We start from the raw sequence: 15899 nt of genomic DNA, 5'->3' as shown, positions 1-15899 counted from the left end.
ATCGGTACGCGGCGGGTGCCACGGAAACGGGTGGTGCGGGAGGGTGGTCTTCCGGGGGGGGAGGGCATGGAGGCCTCGCGCGGCTACTCGACGGTGACCACCACCGAGTGCCGGCCGCTCGCGCCGTCGGGGATCGTCCCCGTGCGCCGTTCGGTCTGGAGCCGGCCGGTGCGGTCGGTGGCGCGCACGGTCAGGGTGTGTCCGCCCACGGTGGCCTGCCACGGGAAGGACCACTGCCGCCAGGTGTCACGGCTGTCCTCGGCGGCCAAGTGGGCTTCTTGCCAGGGCCCGTCGTCGATTCGTACTTCGACCTTGTCGATGCCCCGGTGCTGGGCCCAGGCGACGCCGGCGACCATCACCGTGCCGGTCCTGGGCCGGGCGAAGGGCTTGGGGGTGTCGATTCGCGACTCGGTCTTGATCGGGGCCTTGCGAGCCCAACCCCGCTTCACCCAGTAAGGATCGTAGGAATCGAACGTGGTGAGTTCGATGTCCTGGATCCACTTGCAGGCGGAGACGTAGCCGTAGAGGCCCGGGACCAGCATCCGCACGGGGAAGCCGTGTTCGAACGGCAACGGCTCGCCGTTCATGCCGAGTGCCAGCATCGCGTCGCGGCCGTCCATCACCTCCTCGACCGGCGTGCCGAGCGTCATGCCGTCGGTGGAGCGCGCCACCAACTGGTCGGCCGGGCCGCCCCGCGACGGGGGTCGCACCCCGCACTCGGCGAGCAGGTCCGCGAGCCTCACCCCGATCCACCGGGCGTTGCCGACGTAGGGGCCGCCGACCTCGTTCGACACACAGGTGAGGGTGATGTCCCGCTCGATCAGCTCCCTGCGCAGCAGGTCGTCGTAGGAGTGGACGACCGGCCGCGGGACGCCTCGACCGTGCACGCGCAGGCGCCAGGTCGTCGCGTCGACCTTGGGCACCACCAGCGCCGTGTCGACGCGATAGAAGTCGGTGTTCCCGGTGATGAAGGGGCTGATCCCCGCGACACGCAGCCCGGCACGGGCGGGGACGGCCCGCGCCGGTGAGGCGGGCCGGGGCAGTGCCACCCGTGCGCGCGAGGCGACCGCGTCCTTGCCACTCGCCGCGGTCAGCGACCTGCCGACGGCCCCGGCGGCAGCCGAGGCGGCAGCGGCGGCCGCGGCGGTGAGGACGAAGCCGCGACGGTCGAACCCCTCGGTCCCGCCGGTCGCGGCGGCCGGCCGGCCGCCGACCGATCCGCGCTCACGCCGCACCACCCGGAGGCGGCCCACCAGGACGTACAGGAGCAACGCCCCCGCGACGGCACCGAGTGCCGCCGGGAGCGCGTCCGCGAGGTTCGTGGAGTCCGGGCGGCCGACCGCGGCCACCGCTCCGACGATCCCGAAGAGAAGGATCCCGGCGGCTCCCGCCCGCCTCGACCGTACGGCCAGCACACCGAGCCCCACGGCCAGGAGGGCCAGCACGATCACGATGCCCACCTGCAGCACCAGCTTGTCGCTGGTCCCGAAGTGGCGGATCGCCCAGTCCTTCACCGCGGCGGGGGTCGCGTCGATGGCCGCACCGCCCACCGCGACGACGGGGCCGGCCTGCGGACGCACCGCGGCGGCCGCCAGTTCGGCCGTCGCCAGTGCACCGAATCCGGCCAGCAGCCCGCTCAGCGCACCGAGCGCCGGGCGCCACGGCCCCGCCAGGTCCCTCTCTTCGTCCCTCACGCCGGGAATCCGGTGCCGCGGGCGGCCCGGATGGGTGGTTTCCCCGGATCAGGTGAAAAACTTCAGCGACCCATCCGCCCGGCCCGCGGCGACGTATTACCTGGTTGAGGCCGGCGGTCGGCCCTCACTCGCCGTCGGACTCGACCACCCAGCCCCGGCGGATCGTCCACACCCTCCCGTCCGCCGTCGCGCCGCGCATCCCCTCCAGCACCCCGGGACCCGCGGCGGTCACCAGACGCGAGTCGCCGGTGGACGCGAAGCCGAACGTGCGGCGCGGGTCCCAGGCGGTGCTGTGCCGCAGCCGGCGGCTCATCTGGGCCCAGCCGACCGGCGCCGCGGCCACCACCCAGGCGTCCGGCTCGGGGCGGGTCAGTCGGCGGGCCTGACGCAGCCACGAGGCGGCGTCCTCCGGCCAGTCGACCACCGCGGCGAGATGTCCGCCGCTCCTCCGCCAGGCGTCGGTGAACGCGAGGGCGGCGGCCTTCGACGCGGCGTCCCGGCCGTGCCCCAGCGCGACACTGCCGCCCCGGAAGCCGCAGCCCTCCAACAGTGCGATCAGACGGGCCAGTTCCCGGTCGGTGTGCGGTCGGGTGGGGGGCCAGGGCGCGTAGTCGGACAGGGCGGCGGGACCCAGTCGGGGAGAGGGCTCGCTCATGACGGCTCCCCCGTCCGCCACGCCCGGTGGCGGTGGGGCAGGCAGACCGCGCACGGCCGGTAGCCCGCCGCGACGGCGGTCGCCTCGTCCGCGAAGAACACGCGATGGCGCACGTAGTTCCCGCGGGCGATGTGCCGCAGAGCGGAGGGGCAGTCCAGCCGTCCGTAGATCCGTCCCCGCCGGTAGCCGCCGAACCGGCCGGCCACGGCGCTGCGGTAGGGCTGCCCGTCGCCGCCCGTCAGCGTGTAGCCGGGAGCCACCACCGCGTCCGTGCCGTCGACCCGTCGTCTGTCCACGAAGGCACTGTGCACCATCCCGGGGCGGATCTACCGGCGGTATCCGGACATCCACCCCGCGGCCGGTGGCGGCCGGCTTCGATCGGCGCTTCAGCGGCGGGCGGCAGACTCGGGCCGCATCCTTCGACCCCGGGTTCAAGGAGAGAGACCGCCGTGCGAATCGCCGTCACCGGCTCGATAGCCACCGACCATCTGATGTCCTTCCCCGGTCGGTTCACCGACCAACTGATCGCCGACCGGCTGGAGCGGGTGTCCCTCTCCTTCCTCGCCGACCGACTCGACGTGCGGCGCGGCGGTGTCGCCGCCAACATCGCCTTCGGACTCGCGCGGCTCGGGCTGACCCCGCGTCTGATCGGCGCCGCGGGGGTCGACTTCGCGGAGTACGGTGCCTGGCTGCGCGCGGCCGGCGTGGACACGGACTCCGTCAGGATCAGCGAGACCCTGCACACCGCCCGGTTCGTGTGCACGACGGACGAGGCGCAGAACCAGATCGCCACCTTCTACGCCGGTGCCATGGCCGACGCCGCGAAGATCGACCTCGCCGAGGCGGCCGCCCGCTGCGGCGGCTTCGACCTGGTGCTCGTCGGCGCCGACGCCCCGGAGGCGATGCTGCGGCACACCGAGACCGCTCGACGCATGGGGATCCACCTGGCCGCCGATCCCTCGCAGCAGCTCGCCCGCCTGACCGGCACCCAGGCCCGTCACCTCGTGGGCAGCGCGCACCTGCTGTTCACCAACGAGTACGAGTCCGCCCTGCTGCGGGAGCGGACCGGCTGGAGCGAACGGGACGTCCTGCAACGCGTCGGTACGTGGATCACCACCCGGGGCGCGGACGGCGCCTCCGTGGCGCGGTGCGGTCAGCCCCGTCTGGACGTGCCCGCCGTCCCCACCGCGAAGGTCGCCGACCCGACGGGGGTGGGGGACGCGTTCCGGTCCGGATTCCTCGCCGGCCTGAGCTGGGACTGGGCCGAGGAACGGGCGGCGCAGCTCGGCTGCGCGCTGGCGTCGGTCGTGCTGGAGACGGTCGGCACCCAGGAGTACAAGCTGCTCGCGGCGGATCTGGTCGAACGCGTCGGGCGCGTGTACGGGCACGGCACGGCCCGCGACATGGAGCCGCGCCTGGCGGGCCTGTCATGAGCGGGCTGCGCGACGGCGCGCCGCTCCGAGAACTTCCGGCTCCGCTCCGCCCGAAGGCGAAGTACGCCCGTCCGGGAGGCCGTTCATGAGATCCGTGCGCGAGGCCTTGGCGGGCGGCGCACCCTCGTTCTCGTTCGAGTTCTTCCCGCCGAGGACCGACAGGGGCGAGCGCGCCCTGTGGAACTGCGTCCGCCGGGTCGAGCCCCTCTCCCCCGCCTTCGTGTCCGTCACCTACGGCGCCGGCGGTTCGTCGCGCGAGCGCACCGTCGAGGTCACCCGGCGCATCGCCGCCGAGACCGACCTGCGGCCCGTCGCCCATCTGACGGCCGTCGGGCACTCGGTGGCCGAACTGCGGCACATCATCGGCCAGTACGCCGACGCGGGGATCAGGGACGTCCTGGTGCTGCGGGGCGATCCGCCCGGCGATCCCGACGGCCCCTGGACGCCGCACCCGGACGGCTTCACCCACGCCCGGGAACTGGTCGAACTGGTCCGCTCACTCGGGGACTTCACCATCGGTGTCGCGGCCTTCCCCGAGATGCACCCGCGCTCACCGGACTGGGACCACGACATCCGGCACTTCGTCGCCAAGTGCCGGGCGGGCGCCGACTACGCCATCACCCAGATGTTCTTCCACGTCGAGGACTACCTGCGGCTGCGCGACCGGGTGGCCGCGGCCGGCTGCGACATCCCGATCATCCCGGAGATCATGCCGGCCACCGACGTCCGCCAGATCCGCCGCTTCGCCGAACTGTCCCACGCGGCCTTCCCCGAGGACCTCGCCCACCGGCTGGAGAGCGCCCACGACGACGCCGCCGAGGGCCACCGGATCGGCGTGGAGCACGCCACCGCGATGGCCGTACGCCTCCTCGCGGAGGGCGCTCCCGGCCTGCACTACATCACGCTCAACAAGTCGACCGCCGCTCTCGACATCCATCGCGACGTGCTGTCGGCGCGGATCACGAGCAGCGTCGGGTGAGCTGAGCCCAAGGGGGGTGGGGAGGGGGCCCGCCACTACGCGGGGTCCCCGAACCAGCACCCCAGCGCCCCGGCCAGGGCGTCCGCGTCACCGGCGCCACCGCGGGCCGACCAGGCGATGTATCCGTCGGGCCGCACCAGCACGGCGTCCGTGCCGAACTGCTCGGTCGCCGTCGCCGTCACCACGTTCACCCGGCAGCGCCACGGCTCGACGGCCTTGAGCAGCTCCTCCGAGTCCGTCAGCAGCAGCAACAACGGCTGCGCACCGTGCAGGAGTTCGGCGAGGCTGGTGACCGAGTCGGCGGTCTTCACCAGCACATCGGGGGCGAAGCGGCCGGCCAGCGGGTCGCCGGGTCCGCCGGTGTCGTAGTGGACGTCGACACCGCTGATCATGCCGCCGAGGTACTGGTTGACGTCGTCGAAGTGCATCATCCGGGCGAACAGGGTGCGCAGCGAGTCCATCCGGGGGTCGGGGTCCATCAGGGCCACCTGGGCGCGCACGTTCTCCAGGACCGCCTCGGCGACGGGCGCGCGCTCGGTCTCGTACGTGTCGAGCAGTCCGGGCGGCGCCCAGCCGTGCACCTCTGCGGCGAGTTTCCAGCCCAGGTTGACGGCGTCCTGGAGGCCGAGGTTGACGCCCTGCCCGCCGGCGGGGAAGTGGACGTGTGCCGCGTCGCCGGCCAGCAGGACCCTGCCGACGCGGTAGTGCTCGGCCTGCAGGGCGGCGTCGCTGAAGCGGGTGAGCCAACCCGGTGAGTCCATCGGCACCGGATGACCCGCGATCCGCTCCACCTCCGCCCGGAACTCGTCCAGGGTCACCGGTGCCCGCCGGTCCGCGTGCGGGCCCCGGAAGTCGTAGGTGCACACCCGGCTGCGTCCGAACAGGTTGAGCCACACCAGGGTCCAGCCCCGCGGGTTGCGCTGCCAGCCCTGCGGCGCCCGCGCCGGGTCCAGCAGCCGGACCTCGCCGATCAGGGCGCCGACGCGGGCGGGCGTGCCGGTGAAGGGGATGCCGGTCAGTCGGCGCACGGCGCTGCGGGCGCCGTCGGCCCCGACCACCCAGGAGGCGCGCAGCGCGCCCGTGACGCCCCGGGAGTCGCGTACGGTCAGGCGTATCGCGTGCGGCTCCTCGTCGAGGCCGACGAGTTCGCAGTCGCGCCTGACGCGCGCGCCGAGCCGTTCGGCGTCGGCCGCGAACACCTCCTGCGCCCAGGCCTGCGGACTGCCCACCATCACGGGGCCCTCGGTGACGACACGACTGAGGTCGAGGTCGAACATGCCGGAGAAGTGGAACGGTACGGGGCCGGGGCCCACCGGCGGGGCGGGCGGGTGGGGCTGCACGGCGTTGAGGAGTCCGCGCCGGTGCAGGGTCTGCGCGGTGCGGGCGTGCAGCGTCCCCGCCTTCGACTCGCCGGTCGGCGCGGGCAGCTTCTCCAGGACGGTGACGCGCACGCCCAGCAGGGCCAGTTCCCGGGCGAGCAGCATGCCGACGGGCCCGCCGCCGACGACGGCGACCTGGGTGTCCACGGCGAAGCTGTGCGGCATCGGGGCTCCTACGGCGGTAGACGGCGCTCTGGGCATCCGCTGGGATGCGGTACGTCAGGAGGAACACCGGCCCGCGCCGGCGGGTTGCACGGCGGGCGCCGGCTCAGCTGCCCGGCAGCCGCACCGACTGCCGGTGGCGGAAGACGTTGCCGGGGTCGTACGTCTGCTTGACGCGCTGCAGGCGGCGGTAGTTGCCCTTGTAGTACAGGTCGTGCCAGGGCGTGCCGGAGCGGTTGAACTCCGCCGAGCCCAGGTCGGCGTCGGGGTAGTTGACGTAGCAGCCGTCGGTGACCGCGCCGGGTACCGGAACGCCGCCGGTGTCGGCGTACATGTCGGCGTAGAACTCGCGCAGCCAGCGCACGCAGTCCTTCTCGTCGGCCGGGTCGTCCCACCAGATCATCCAGGCCAGCTTGTAGGCGGCGTCGCGGTGGGCGCTCGCCGTGGCGTCCTGCGCGACGGCCGAGACCTGGCCGGCGAAGGAGCTGAGCATGACCGAGCCGGTGGGGTTGCCGATGTCCGTGCGGGTCAGGTGGTGGTACAGCGCGGCCAGTTGGCGCTGGGGGAAGCCGGCCTTCATGTACGCCGACTTGAAGTCGCTCTTCTGGGTCGGGTCGTTGGTGGTGGGGTTGGCGGTGCCGAGGTAGCGGGCCGCCTGCAGCCAGGGGAGGCGGCGCGGTGCGGCCAGATCCGGCAGCGCGGTCAGCTCGCCCATCCGCGTGGTGACCGGTCCGTGCGCGACACCGACGCCGTCGGTGACCGCCGCGAGGAACTCGTCGTACAGCCGGGCGGCGCCGGGCACGCTCGCGTCGACCTGCGTGATCAGGCCCACGGCTCCGTTGGAGACGTGGTTGAGGGAGAGCAGGCTGCACACGGCGGTCGCCGGGTCGCCGGGGGCGGCGTGCCGCACGTGCCAGTCCGCGTAGTTCTGGACCAGCCGGGTGAAGGACCGCTCGTCCAGGTCGGACCACTTCCACGAGACGGCGCCGACCAGGACCTCCGGGGGCGGGGCCGGCAGCAGCCGGGCCGGGTCCGTGCCGCTCGCACCGGGGGTGCGGAACCAGTAGCGGGTCACGACGCCGAAGTTGCCGCCGCCCCCGCCGGTGTGGGCCCACCACAGGTCCCGGTTCGGATCGTCGTCGTCGCGGGTGGCGACGACGGTGCGCACGGTGCCGTCGGCCTTCACCGCCACGACCTCGACCGCGTGCAGGTGGTCCACCACCAGGCCGAGCCGGCGGCACAGCAGTCCCCAGCCGCCACCGCTGACGTGGCCGCCCGCCCCGACCTGGAAGCACATGCCGGCCGGCACGATGACGCCCCAGGTGCGGTACAGACGCTCGTAGACGTCCAGGAGCTGGGCGCCGGGCTGCACCACGAAGGCGTTCATGGACGGGTCGAAGTCCACGTCCCGCATCGCCGACATGTCGATGACCGCCTGGACGTCGGGGCTGAAGACGAAGTCCTCCCAGCAGTGCCCGCCGCTGCGCACCGTGAGCCGCTTGCCGGCCCGGACCGCCTGCCGGACGGCGGCGGCGACCTGGGCGGTCGAGCGGGGGACGTAGACGGCCTCGGGCCGGCCGACGTAGCGCTGGTTCCAGCCGCGGACGAGGTCCGGGTAGCGCGCGTCGCCCCGGGTGACGGTCACCAGCTCCTCCGGCTGGGCCACCGCCTGCCCGGCGGGCAGCAGCACACCACCGCCGATCGCGGCGCCCGCCGCGATCACCCCCCGCCTGCTCACCCCTTGTCCGCCGTGCGTCATACGGCTTCCCCTCCCGTTGCGGCGTGCGGATCGCACCCGGATGCCGCCGACGCTAGGCATCCGGGGACCGGCGCCGCACTCCGCATCTTGCGGGCGTGCTCGGCCCGGAGCACCTGGCTCGATTCTTCAGAGGCCACTGAAACAGTTCGGTCCGGGACCCGCAGCGGAATCCCACCCGAACCTGTGACCAGCAACGAGGAGGGGTGTCATGTCGAGCATGCCGCTCACCGGTAAGTCGGTGCGCCTCGCGCGATTGTCCCGGCCGGGAGACGGCCGGTTCCTGTTCGTGCCGCTGGACCACTCCGTGTCCGACGGGCCCGTGACCACCGCCGCCGGCTTCGGCGACCTGGTGCGTTCCATCGCGGACGGCGGCGCCGACGGTGTCGTCGTCCACAAGGGCAGGGCGCGCATGATCGCCCCGGCGCTGCTCACGCGGTGCTCCCTCGTGGTGCATCTGAGCGCGAGCACCGCGCACTCCCCCGACGTCGACGCCAAGGTGCTGGTCGGTGACGTGGAGGAGGCGGTCAAGCTGGGCGCGGACGCGGTCAGCGTGCACGTCAACATCGGCTCCGACACCGAGGCGGAGCAGCTCCGCGACCTGGGCACCGTGGCCGCGGCCTGCGACCGCTTCGGCATGCCGCTCATGGCCATGATCTATCCCCGTGGCCCCCGGGTGACCGATCCGACCGACCCGACGCTCGTCGCCCATGTGGTGAGTATCGCCGCGGACCTCGGCGTCGACATCGTCAAGACGGTGCTCGCCGCCCCGGCCGAACGCATGGAGGAGGTGATCGCCTCCTCACCGCTGCCGGTGGTGGTGGCGGGCGGCGGCACCACCGACCGGAACCTGGACGAGTTCGCGGTCACCGCCATGGACCTGGGTTGTGCCGGACTCGCCGTCGGACGGCGGGTGTTCACCAGCCCGTCGCCCGAGAAGGCGGTCCGGGAACTGGCCTCAATCATTCACCGCCGCGCGCTCTCCTCCGAGCCCGCGCCGCAGACCGAGATGGCAGGTGTGTTGTGAAGTTTGCCTGGATCGACCTCCGGACCGTGCCCGCCGAACAGCGCGAGGCGGTCGTCGACGCCGCGATCCACGCGCGGGTCGACGGCATCGTGGACAGCGACCCGGAGCGACTCTCTGTGCTGCCGAACACCGTCAAGCGCATCCTCGCGCCGGGCGCGCGTGTCGGTGAGGAGGTCCCGGAGGACCTGATCGTGCTGCGCGAGGTCGTCGACCTCGACAGCCTCGGCGCGCTCGGGAGCCTGCACCGGGGCGGCGCGAAGGACACGGCCGCCTGGGTGAACGTCGTCGACGACCCCACCCTGAAGCTCGCCTGCGAGGCCGCACGCGAACTCCCCTTCACCGTGGTGGAGTTCAAGGACCCGACGAAGATCCCGCTGGAGATCGTGATCGCCGCGGCGGACGCCTCACCGGGGCAGCTGATCTGCCAGGCCGCCGACATCGAGGAGGCGCAGATCATCATCGACGTCCTGGAGAAGGGCTCCGAGGGCGTCCTGGTGGCCCCGCGCTCCGCCAACGACGTCTTCGCGCTGATGGAGATGCTCCGGGTGAAGACCCCGGACCTGCAGCTGCAGACGCTCACGGTCGAGTCGATCGAGCACCTCGGCCTCGGTGACCGGGTCTGCATCGACACGTGCACGCACTTCGAGAAGGACGAGGGCATGCTGGTCGGCTCCTACGCGCACGGCTTCGTGCTGTGCGTGAGCGAGACGCACCCGCTGCCGTACATGCCGACCCGGCCCTTCCGCATCAACGCGGGCGCGCTGCACAGCTACGTGTTCGGGGCGGACAACCGCACCAACTACCTGAGCGAGCTGAAGGCCGGCTCGCCGGTGCTCGCCGTCGGCGCCGACGGCCGCACCCGCCGCATCGTGGTGGGCCGCATCAAACTGGAGTCCCGCCCGCTGCTCGGCATCAAGGCCGTCTCCCCGGAGGGCGTCGAGGTCAGCCTGATCGTGCAGGACGACTGGCACGTGCGGGTGCTCGGCCCCGGTGCGGCGGTGCTGAACGTGACGGAGCTGCGCAAGGGCGACCAGTTGCTGGGTCACGTGGCCACCGACAAGCGCCATGTGGGCTGGCCGGTCGGCGAGTTCTGCGTCGAGAAGTAGGCGGCAGGTGTCCGGGGCCGCCCTCGCCGCGGCCCCGGCGCCGCGGCGAGGGGTCCGGAGGAGTCGATGACGCGACGGTCCTGGTGGGGTGCCGAGCTGCTCGGCCGCCACGCCGACGACATGGTGTGGGCGCGTGCCGCTGACCGCGAGGTCACGTTCGGCAGGCTGCGCCGCGAGACGGCCTGGCTGGCCGATGTCCTGGAGCGGTACGGCATCCGCGAGCGGAGCACGGTCGCCCTGTACGGCAACGCGAGTTTCACGCACGTGTGGGCGCTGTTGGCGCTGTGGTCGCTCGGCGCCCAGGTGGTGCTGACGGAGGCACCGTCCGACCGGTGGTCACGAGGTGTCCCGCCCGGGCCCGAACGGGTGCGGTTCTCGGTGTCGCTCGGCGAAGGCGGGCGGCCCCACGACTTCGTCGACGAGTGCGAGGTGCTGGTGCGCCGCCACGCCGGCGGCGGTCCGCGGGTGAGCGAGCACTGCCTGGTGCAGTTCTCGTCGGGCACCACCGGGCGCCCCAAGGCGGTCGGCAGGAGCGCGCGGTCGCTGCTGGAGGAGCTGGACCGGTTCGCCGCCGTGGAGGGTGTACCGCGCCACGGCGAGCGGGTGGCCGTGCTGGAGCCGGCCACGCGCTCGTTCGGGCTGATCGGTGGGGTGCTGCACTCCCTCGCGGTGGGCGCCACCGTGGTGATGCCGACCGCCCGCACGGCGGCGGCGACCGTGCGGGCGGCGGCCGACGCGCACGTGGTGCTCGGCAATCCGCACCACTTCCAGCGGCTGGCGCGGGCCGAGCCCGGGGAGCTGCCGCGGCTCCGGCTGGCCGTGTCGAGCGGTGACGCCCTGCCGCCCGAGATCCCCGCGCTGTTCCGCGGCCGCCACGGTGTGCGGCTCGGCCAGGCCTACGGCACGACCGAGACGGGCCTCGTCGCCGCCGACCTCACCGGCCGCTTCGGCCCGGCGGGCGTCGGCGTGCCGGTGCCCGGCGCCCGCACCCGGGTGGTCGGCGGCGTGCTGGAGGTGCACGTCCCCGAGTCTCCCTACCTGTACGACGACACGCCCTGGACGGGCGGCTGGATGTCCACCCGGGACCTGGTCACGCGTGATGCCCGTACCGGTGCGCTGCGTCTGCGCGGAAGGGTCCAGGGCGTCGGGGACGCCTCGGTCGACCTGCTGCGCATCGAGTCGGTGCTGCGGGCCCACCGGCACATCACGGACGCGGTGGTCCTCGGGGTCGGGCCGATCGAGGCGCACGTCGCGAGCAGCGCGGAGCTGAACGGCGACGAACTGCGTTCCTGGTGCCGCCGGTTCCTCGGCGGCGCGCCGGTGCCGGACCGATACCACCTGCTGCGGGAGCTGCCCCGCACCGCCAACGGCAAGGCCGTGCGGGACCGCGGCGTCCTGCGCCGTCACCGCACGCATCCGCCCGGGGCGTGCCGCTGCATCAGCTGGTGAACGGCGGCGGCCGGGGGCCGCGGCCGGCCGCCGCCATGCCCTCAGAGACGACCTCCTGGACAAGTGGAAGGCACGGAGTATGACGGTGACGACGACCGCCGCGACGCTGTACACCGGTGACGAGGCACGCTGGCGGGCCGTGCGTGACCGCGACGCCCGCGCGGACGGCCACTTCTGCTACGTGGTGGTCACCACCGGTGTGTACAGCCGGCCCTCGTGCACGGTGAAGCTGGCCCGACGCGAGAACGTCCGGTTCTTCCCGGCCCCCGAGGACGCGCGCGCCGAGGGATACCGGCCGTGCCGCCGCTGCTGCCCCGACGACTCCCGCCGGCACGCCGCGGCGGTCGAGGCGGTCGCCCTGGCCTGCCGGATCATCGATGAGGCGCCGCTGCCGCCGAGCCTGGACGAGCTGGCCCGCCAGGTCGGCTACAGCCGCTTCCACTTCCACCGCCTGTTCAAGTCGTTCACCGGCATCACACCGCACGCCTACCTGGCGGCGGCGCGGGCCCGCCGGGTACGCGAGGCGCTGCCGCTGTCCGGGACGGTCGCCGACGCCATGTACAGCTCGGGGTTCAACTCCGGCGGTCACTTCTACGCCGCGGCGACGGAGATCCTCGGCATGACGCCGAAGGAGTACCGCGCGGGCGGCGACGGCACGGACATCCGGTACACGGTGGCGGGTTCGTCGCTGGGGCCGGTGCTCGTCGCGGCGACGGACAAGGGCGTGTGCGGGGTGCTGACGGGGGACGAGGTCCCGGCGCTGCTGCGCCGGCTCCACACGATGTTCCGGCACGCCCGGCTCGTCCCCGCGGACGACGACTTCGCCGCCGCCGTCGCCGCGGCCGTGAGCGAAGCGGAGCCCCCGCAGCTGGCCCGGGAACTGCCCCTGCGCATCAGGCGCTCGGCCCTCACCGTGCGCGTACGGCGCTCGGTGCCGCCGGCCCTCGCCGTCCGCCTGCGACGCACCGCGCCGACGCCCCCCGTCCCGAGCGGCTAGCCCACCCGACGCGTCGCCCCCGACCGGTCCACCCGGCCCAGGACCACGCGCAGACCTACGAGCGACACTCCATCACAGCGGCACCCACCCACCGGGCGCAACCACCCCACGCCCAGGTGGCGGCCCCATGCACGCGGCCGGTCCGGCTCCAGCGCCGCCGCCGTCGGCCAAGCCGCCCGGCCCGGGACCACGCGCAGGCCCGGCCGGGCCAGGGCCGGGCTCAGACCTGCGAGCGCGGCCGTCACGGCGGCGGCCAGCCGCCGGGCGCAACCGCCCCCACACCCAAGTGGCGGCCCCATGCTCACGGCCGGGTCGCCCGGCCCGGGGCCGCGCTCAGGCTTGCGAGCGGGGCTCCGTCACAGCAGCGGCAGACCGCCGCGCGGCCACCGGGCGCAACCGCCCCACGCCCAGGTGACGGCCCCGCGCAGGCGGCCGGTCCGGCGGGCCCAGGGCCGCGCTCAGGCCTGCGAGTGGGGCTCTGGCACGGCGGCGGGCGGCCGTGGGGCGGGTGCTGGGCGCAGGTGGCCCGATGCCCAGGTGGCGGGGAGTGCCGCCACGCACACCAGGAGACCGGTGAGCACCGCGTCCGCCGCGCCGCCGTGCGAGACGGCCGCGCCGCCGGTGACCGCACCGACCGCGATGCCCGCGTTGACGGCGGACGCCGGCAGGGTCGCCGCCAGGTCGCGCCCCGGCCCGGCCAGCAGCCCGACCCGGTACTGCAGTGAGGGGACCAGGCCGAACCCGACCACTCCCCACAGCACGAGGGCGAGAGCCACCAGGGCCCGGGAGGCACCGGCGACGTGCAGGACCGCCAGCGCCGCGACCAGAGCGAGGTTCGCCGCGACGAGCGTGCGCGCCGCGTCCCGGTCCGCGGCCCGGCCGCCCACGAACGTGCCGGCGGCCGTCGCGGCCCCGTAGGCGAAGAGGAAGGCGGTCAGCCAGGTGCCGGACACCCCGGTGACGTCCTCCAGGAACGGCGTGATGTAGGTGAACGCCGCGAACTGGGCTCCCATCAGCAGGAACCCGACGCCGAGCACGGCCAGGACCCGGGGCGCCAGCGCATGCCGGGACTGCGCCCACAGGCCGCCCGTGCCCGCGCCCTCGACCGGCGGGACACACACCGCCGTCGCCAGCAGCGCCAGCGCGCCGAGGACCACGACGGCCGTGAACGCCGCGCGCCAGCCCAGGTGTTGGGCCGCCAGGGTGCCGAGCGGGACGCCGAGCGCGGTGGAGACGGCGATGCCGCCGAAGACCACGGAGATCGCCCGCCCGGTCCGCTCGGGCGGCACCAGGGCGGCCGCCACCGTGAACGCCGCCCCGAGGAACAAACCCTGCAGCGCCCCGGTGAGGGCCCGGGCGGCGAGCAGTGTGCCGAAGCCCGGGGCCAGGGCGGCCAGCAGGTTGCCGGCGACATAGCCGGCCAGGGACGTCCACAGGAGGGTGCGGCGCCGGATCCGGATGGTGAGCGCCGTCAGCAGCGGACCGCCGACGCAGATGCCCAGCGCGTACGCGGTGACCAGGGTGCCCGCCGTGTCCGTGGACACGGCGAGGTCCCCGGCGACGAGCTTCAGCAGGCCGACGACGACGAGTTCGGCGCTGCCCATGACGAAGGTCGCCAGGAAGAGTGCGGCGAGGGCCGGGCCCGGTCGTCGCCGCACGGCGGGGGGAACGGAGGCCATGTCAGTGCCAGAAGTTCTTCCTGGCGCCGCGCAGGCCCTGGAACGAGTCGAGGTCGGGGACGGTCCACCCGTCGAGGTCGTACTCCTGGAGGCACTGCTCGGCGAATCCCTTGTACGCGTCGAGCTGGCCGGTCTCCAGCTGGGTCATGAAGATGTCGGTGCGCACCGACTCGTGGTTGCCGGAGTAGTTGCGTTCGTACAGCTCGTGCCGGCCGCCGAACTCCGTGCCGACCGCGTCCCACAGCAGCTTCATCAGCTTGACGCGGCTGACGGCGTCGTAGCCGTTGGAGCCGCGCACGTACTTGTCGAGGTACGGGCGCACCTCGGGGTTCTTGAAGTCCTCGGCGCTGGAGTTGACGTAGATGAGGCCGCTGGCGACGTCCTGCTCGATGATCTCCTTGATGCGCGGGTAGCCGAGGGTCATGAACCAGCGGTAGGCCATGCCGTACTCCAGGCGCGGCAGCAGGGCGCCGTCCTTCCACTCCTCGGGGTTGCGGGCGGCGGCGTCGGTCAGCGCCCAGAACATGTTGCGCCAGGCGAGCACCTCGCCGACGCGGGCCTGGATGCCGCGGAAGTCCTTGGTGCCGGTCATCTCGACGGCCTTGGCCAGCAGCCCGGCGATGAAGTCGATCTTCACCGCGAGGCGGATGCAGCCGTGGAAGGTCAGGCGCGGGATGAAGCCGGATTTCGGGGCGAATCCGTTGACCTGGTCGACGTCGCCGTAGAGGAAGACGTTCTCCCAGGGGATGAGGACCTTGTCGAGGACGAAGATGGTGTCGTTCTCGTCCAGGCGCGAGGAGAGCGGGTAGTCGAAGGGGCTGCCCATCACGGCGGCCGTCGCGGCGTAGGAGGGACGGCAGATCAGCTTCAGGCCGGGCGCGCCCATCGGGATGGTCGCGACGAGCGCGAACTCCTTCTCCTTGAGCGGCAGTCCGTAGTGCGAGATGAAGTTGTAGTGGGTGATGGCCGAGCCGGTGGCCACGACCTTGGCCCCGCTGACGACGAGACCGGCGTCGGTCTCCTTCTCCACGTGCACGAAGACGTCCTTGACCTCTTCGGACGGGCGGTGCCGGTCGACCGGCGGGTGGATGATCGCGTGGTTCCAGAACAGCACCTTCTCCTGGGACTCGCGGTACCAGCGCCGCGCGTTGTCCTGGAAGGGCGCGTAGTAGTCGGAGTTGGCGCCGAGCGTGCCGAGGAAGGCCGCCTTGTAGTCCGGGCTGCGGCCCATCCAGCCGTAGGTGAGGCGGGCCCACTCGGCGATCGCCTCGCGGTCCTCGACGACGTCCTGGACGCTGCGCGGGGTGCGGAAGAACTTGTGCGTGTATCCGTCGCTCCCGGTGTCGGTGCGGGTGGTCAGCACGTCGCGGCGGCCCGGGTCGTGCAGGGCGTCGTACAGACGGGCCGTCATCCGGGCGGGGTTGGCGAACGCCGGGTGCGTGGTGACGTCGTCGACGCGTTCGCCGTAGATGTAGACCGCGCGGTCGTCGCGCAGGCTGTCCAGATACTCGTCACCGGTCAGGGGGCGGGTGGTACGGGGAGCCGGTGCGGAGGCGGAGGCCTCGCCCTGCTGCAGCGTCATG

The 15899-nt window shown here is 73.4% G+C and carries 13 protein-coding genes; 6 read left to right on the top strand and 7 right to left on the bottom strand.

Going from position 1 to position 15899, the window contains the following annotated elements; translation table 11 throughout:
* Positions 1 to 83 precede the first annotated feature (83 nt).
* The 3 genes from AB0C59_RS02750 to AB0C59_RS02740 all read right to left on the bottom strand — a co-directional run bounded on the left by AB0C59_RS02750 (position 84) and on the right by AB0C59_RS02740 (position 2645).
* Positions 84 to 1694, bottom strand: coding sequence for a molybdopterin-dependent oxidoreductase (locus tag AB0C59_RS02750; RefSeq protein WP_363000324.1), 1611 nt, complete (start codon positions 1692 to 1694; stop codon positions 84 to 86).
* Between the two features lie 124 nt (positions 1695 to 1818).
* A complete protein-coding gene (locus tag AB0C59_RS02745) occupies positions 1819 to 2349 on the bottom strand; it encodes a hypothetical protein (protein WP_363000323.1) in 531 nt (176 codons plus the stop codon).
* The gene (locus AB0C59_RS02740) at positions 2346 to 2645 is read right to left on the bottom strand and encodes an Ada metal-binding domain-containing protein (RefSeq protein ID WP_363000322.1); all 300 of its coding nucleotides are present in this window, start codon (positions 2643 to 2645) and stop codon (positions 2346 to 2348) included. Before AB0C59_RS02740 ends, AB0C59_RS02745 begins: the two co-directional genes overlap by 4 nt.
* A gap of 153 nt (positions 2646 to 2798) precedes the next feature.
* On the opposite strand from AB0C59_RS02740, the gene AB0C59_RS02735 reads away from it, so the two are divergent.
* Both AB0C59_RS02735 and metF read left to right on the top strand, forming a co-directional pair.
* Positions 2799 to 3782, top strand: a complete 984-nt coding sequence (locus tag AB0C59_RS02735) for a carbohydrate kinase family protein (protein WP_363000321.1) — start codon at positions 2799 to 2801, stop codon at positions 3780 to 3782.
* An 85-nt stretch (positions 3783 to 3867) separates the two neighbouring features.
* On the top strand, positions 3868 to 4761 hold the full coding sequence (gene metF, locus AB0C59_RS02730) for a methylenetetrahydrofolate reductase [NAD(P)H] (RefSeq protein WP_363000320.1): 894 nt from the start codon (positions 3868 to 3870) through the stop codon (positions 4759 to 4761).
* 35 nt (positions 4762 to 4796) lie between these two features.
* Here metF and AB0C59_RS02725 read toward each other — a convergent pair whose 3' ends face one another.
* Positions 4797 to 6305: an FAD-dependent monooxygenase gene (locus AB0C59_RS02725; RefSeq protein WP_363000319.1), complete on the bottom strand. Its 1509-nt coding sequence runs from the start codon at positions 6303 to 6305 to the stop codon at positions 4797 to 4799.
* 103 nt (positions 6306 to 6408) lie between these two features.
* Complete coding sequence (locus AB0C59_RS02720) at positions 6409 to 8061, bottom strand: FAD-binding protein (RefSeq protein ID WP_363000318.1); 1653 nt, start codon at positions 8059 to 8061, stop codon at positions 6409 to 6411.
* A gap of 217 nt (positions 8062 to 8278) precedes the next feature.
* On the opposite strand from AB0C59_RS02720, the gene AB0C59_RS02715 reads away from it, so the two are divergent.
* From AB0C59_RS02715 to AB0C59_RS02700, 4 genes are all read left to right on the top strand, one after another.
* Positions 8279 to 9085: a 2-amino-3,7-dideoxy-D-threo-hept-6-ulosonate synthase gene (locus tag AB0C59_RS02715; RefSeq protein WP_363000607.1), complete on the top strand. Its 807-nt coding sequence runs from the start codon at positions 8279 to 8281 to the stop codon at positions 9083 to 9085.
* Positions 9082 to 10191, top strand: a complete 1110-nt coding sequence (locus AB0C59_RS02710; protein WP_363000317.1) for a 3-dehydroquinate synthase II — start codon at positions 9082 to 9084, stop codon at positions 10189 to 10191. Before AB0C59_RS02715 ends, AB0C59_RS02710 begins: the two co-directional genes overlap by 4 nt.
* A 66-nt stretch (positions 10192 to 10257) precedes the next feature.
* Positions 10258 to 11640: an AMP-binding protein gene (locus AB0C59_RS02705; protein ID WP_363000316.1), complete on the top strand. Its 1383-nt coding sequence runs from the start codon at positions 10258 to 10260 to the stop codon at positions 11638 to 11640.
* Between the two features lie 85 nt (positions 11641 to 11725).
* Complete coding sequence (locus tag AB0C59_RS02700; RefSeq protein ID WP_363000315.1) at positions 11726 to 12637, top strand: Ada metal-binding domain-containing protein; 912 nt, start codon at positions 11726 to 11728, stop codon at positions 12635 to 12637.
* Positions 12638 to 13095: 458 nt separating this feature from the next.
* Here the strand turns inward: AB0C59_RS02700 and AB0C59_RS02695 are convergent, their stop codons facing one another.
* Both AB0C59_RS02695 and AB0C59_RS02690 read right to left on the bottom strand, forming a co-directional pair.
* A complete protein-coding gene (locus tag AB0C59_RS02695; RefSeq protein WP_363000314.1) occupies positions 13096 to 14316 on the bottom strand; it encodes an MFS transporter in 1221 nt (406 codons plus the stop codon).
* 1 nt (position 14317) lies between these two features.
* On the bottom strand, positions 14318 to 15898 hold the full coding sequence (locus AB0C59_RS02690; RefSeq protein ID WP_363000313.1) for a 4-hydroxyphenylacetate 3-hydroxylase N-terminal domain-containing protein: 1581 nt from the start codon (positions 15896 to 15898) through the stop codon (positions 14318 to 14320).
* Position 15899: the final 1 nt, after the last annotated feature.

It is taken from the genome of Streptomyces sp. NPDC048664, assembly GCF_040650555.1.
Taxonomy (GTDB): domain Bacteria; phylum Actinomycetota; class Actinomycetes; order Streptomycetales; family Streptomycetaceae; genus Streptomyces.
Note: the sequence above shows the minus strand (reverse complement) of the source record. Positions and strands in the feature narration are given on the sequence as shown.